This window comes from Pedobacter sp. 01N416, assembly GCF_056399685.1.
The window spans coordinates 1-3,881 of sequence record NZ_JBFTRT010000575.1 but is presented as its reverse complement, the minus strand read 5'-3'; the positions used below and the strand labels follow the sequence as shown (position 1 = coordinate 3,881).

Below are 3,881 nucleotides of genomic sequence, written 5' to 3'. Positions count from 1 at the left end.
CAATATTCCACCGTTTTTAACATATACACATTATAGTCCTGATCTAGGTTCAATAAGTATGTTTCCAGGTCTGTTGATCAGTGGTATTGGAAGCCCATATTACCATACTTATAAAACAGCCGTAGAACTCACTCCGGTTGGAAGGGAAGATTTTGGATTGTTTGAAGGACCTACGGTAGGTTATGGTACTGTCTATGAGATTGAAGACGGAATCGGGGTAACCACCTACCAATATCAAAATGAAAGCGGCTCGAATGAAACGCTCACCCATGAAGTGAAGACTATAAATAATTTCGGTTATTGGGGGCAAATCGGACTTGGAGACTTTTGGCCTCTGGGGCCTTTTCCACAGGAAACATGGAAAAGAGGTAGCCTATTAAGTAAAAAAATATATGACGCGAGCTCCAATGTGATACAAAGTTCAGACTATCATTATTCATTTCTTGTTACGGATACAATTCCAGCTATAAAGGTTCTTACTGTTGTTCAGGATGGGTATTACTTTTACTATGAATATAAAAATTTTTCAACTTATTCGAAATTAGATAGTGTAACAGAAAATAACCGAGGCGTAATAACTCATATTGCCTATGAATACAATAACCCTATTTACAGACAAAAGACCAAGGAAACAAGAGTATCAAGTAGTAACCATGTTAAGTCAACTCAATATCTATATCCTTATGATTTTTCTGTAGAGCCGTACTTGTCTATGACAACGAAATATAATATCGCTCCGGTAGTCGAAGAGAAAGTCAGTTATGATGGGGTGGTCAGATCGACAGTAAAAAGTTCGTATGATTTTTTCAATAGTAATACTATGATAAAGCCCTCCCAAATTCAAAGTCAGTTATATGGACGCCCATTGGAGCCAATGATCAGCTATAATGAATATGATGCAAAAGGTAACTTAATTAGTTTAAGTAAACCGGGTGGAATCAACACCGCATACGTTTACGGGTACAATGGTGGATACCCAGTTTTAGAAGTACAGAATGCGACATATTCAGCTATGCAAGTTGCGTTGGGCGGTACCTCAACTGTCACACAGGTACTAAATTCTTCTCCAGATAAAGCAACAATTGATGGTTTGGTTTCAACACTTCGCAATGCGCTGCCAAATAGCAAAATTTCGAGCTATGTATATAAACCACTTGTGGGCATTTTGAGCACTACAGATGCCAAGGGCTTGACAACATATTTTGAATACGATGAATTTCAACGTCTGATGAATACAAAAGATCAGAATGGAAATATAACTAAAAGTCTAGATTATCATTATAAACAATTTTAATACTTCGATATGAAAATTTCTATTTGCCTAACAATGTTATTGTTCTTTTTAACGGCCTTGAATCAAAAGTTATCCGCTCAGGAGAAGAACGAGATTAATAGATCAAAAGAACAGCGGATTTACTATAGCAAAAATTTACTTATAGATTCAGCAAAAGCAGAACAGGTACTTGCAATACAGGGCAGTTATAAGAAAGGCGTATCCCTGGTGATTGCAGATTCAAGCCTTAGTGAAACGGGCAGGCATGCAAAAATACAATTGCTCATTAGAGATAAGAACAGAAAGCTTCGCAGCTTACTTACCCCTGCACAACAGCAGAAGATTATACCGACCACCGAGCGGGATGTCCGGGATAACCCAAAACAAAATAACTAGTAATGGTTCCTATCTAAACTAACCTCCGATGAATTCCAAATCTCACACTATACAACCTGTCAGCAGATGGGTATACAGGATTATTTTACCGTTTTTGCTTCTTTTCCCATTTTTTGGCGCTTTTGGACAAAGTGGTATGGGACAGTACGATGCGATACCGATTGCAGTTGGTGCCTGTGGTAATACCAGTTTTTATGATTACCGTTCCAATGCCTATCCCTATTCAAACACGTATGGCAACATAAGTCCTGATATTTGGTATACATTTACATTATCTGCTTCCACCAATGTTAATATTTCCCTTTGTGGCTCAGGTTTTGATACTTATTTATGGATTCTTGACCAGAATGGTAATCAAGTTGCCTATAATGATGATAATGGTGTGCTGTGTTCGGGTACAAGTTCTTCCGTTAGCCAAATTTTTTCGGCGGGTACTTATTTTATCGTAACTGAGGGGTACGGAAGTTATACAGGAAATATCAATCTCGCAGTTGATATTATGGGCAATGGGAGCGGTCCTTCATCGGGGGCAGGTATGGCATATGCCATTAATGCCGGAATTTTTTCCGGATCGGGCAGTTTCACAGATACACGGAGTAATGCTGACGCCTGTTTAGGAAACAACTACGGACAGATGAGCAATGATATCTTTTACCGATTTACTTTGACAAATTCCGCGACGGTGAGCTTATCGCACTGTGGAAGTAGTTTTGATACCTATATGTACCTTTTGGACCAATCAGGTAATTTGATCACCTTCAGTGATGATAGTTGGACAACGGGCCCTTGTCCGGGCTCTCAATCTTATATCCAGACTACCCTTGGGGCAGGAACCTATTATGTGGTTTCTGAGGGATACAGCACGAATACAGGYAGCATCACTACAAATATTAGTGTAAACGGAAGTAGTTCCGGACAGTCAATCAGCTACACGAGCCCAAATACACAATCTGTTGGATTGGCTGTTAACCTAAGTCCAACTGTAACGGGAGGCTCGATATCGGCCACTAGTACCGTATCAACCTTTACAAACAGTGGGGCAGGGTTGTATAATCCTATTTCTACCGCCACCGATGCGGCTGGAAATGTTTATGTCGCAGATGCAGGGAATCATATGATTCGGAAGATTTCGCCCAATGGAACCGTGAGCACTTTGGCTGGGGCTGGCTATGCCGGTTATGCAGACGGACAGGGCACATCGGCAGTTTTTTCAATTACCCGATGGGGCTAGCACTTGATGCAGCCGGAAATCTGTATATAGCTGACCGGTTCAATCATATGGTGAGAAAGATCAGCGCTTCGGGTAATGTTACTACCCTTGCGGGAAGTGGTTCAATCGGTTCATCTAACGGAGCGGGTACGGGGGCAAGTTTCAATTATGCCAACGGTGTTGCCGTTGATGGTTCCGGCAATGTTTATGTGGCCGATCAGCAGAATAACATGATCCGAAAAATTACTCAGGCTGGAGTGGTGACTACGCTAGCTGGTACCACTTCTGCCGGATCTGACGATGGTGATACCAATGTTGCGCGTTTCACTTCACCATATGGATTGTGCATTGATACGCAAGGAAACTTATACATTGCAGAAAATTCATCTAACCGAATAAGAAAGATTACAATGGGTGGCTACACAATTAGTCCGGCACTCCCTTCCGGTTTAGCGATTAATCCGCTTACCGGTGTTATTTCAGGAATACCAATAAATACATCGCCGATGACAGTGTATACTATTACTGTTTCAGGCACATCAGGAATTTTAACAACGACTATCAGCTTAGAGGTAGTATCCGCAGTAAGTTGCCTTCAACCAAGTTTGGATCAAAATTATGTGGTTACTTACATACCCCGTGAGGAAAATTTCACAACAAGATCTTCGGTTATGGCCGCCAGCTGTGATAAAGATAGGATACAAACAAGCATCGCTTATTTCGATGCACTTGGCAGACCTCTACAAAACGTGCAGGTAATGGGAAGTCCATCAGGAAAAGATTTGATCGTTCCAATGGCCTTTGATGCTTATGGGCGAGAGGCACTCAAATATCTTCCATATGCAGAAAGTACAAATGGCGGTGCTTACCGTAGCAATGCGCTGTTGCCAGGGGTTGGTCAGTCTTTTTTTTACAATAATGGCTCGTCCGGCATCACATCAAATCCATTCCCCTACTCAAAAACAATATTTGAGACGAGTTCTCTGGGGGTCGCTCTAGAGC

Annotated in this window: 4 protein-coding genes; all 4 read left to right on the top strand. The window is 41.4% G+C overall.

Going from position 1 to position 3,881, the window contains the following annotated elements; translation table 11 throughout:
• Nucleotides 1-1,294 (top strand): hypothetical protein (locus AC1DND_RS23905; RefSeq protein ID WP_477585071.1); only part of this gene is annotated, 1,294 nt, incomplete at its 5' end.
• A gap of 9 nt (nt 1,295-1,303) precedes the next feature.
• Complete coding sequence (locus AC1DND_RS23900) at nt 1,304-1,669, top strand: hypothetical protein (RefSeq protein WP_477585070.1); 366 nt, start codon at nt 1,304-1,306, stop codon at nt 1,667-1,669.
• Nucleotides 1,670-1,697: 28 nt separating this feature from the next.
• Nucleotides 1,698-2,900, top strand: coding sequence for a PPC domain-containing protein (locus AC1DND_RS23895; RefSeq protein ID WP_477585069.1), 1,203 nt, complete (start codon nt 1,698-1,700; stop codon nt 2,898-2,900).
• The coding region (locus tag AC1DND_RS23890) for a DUF6443 domain-containing protein (RefSeq protein ID WP_477585068.1) at nt 2,891-3,881 on the top strand (991 nt) is incomplete at its 3' end. The genes AC1DND_RS23895 and AC1DND_RS23890, both read left to right, overlap by 10 nt.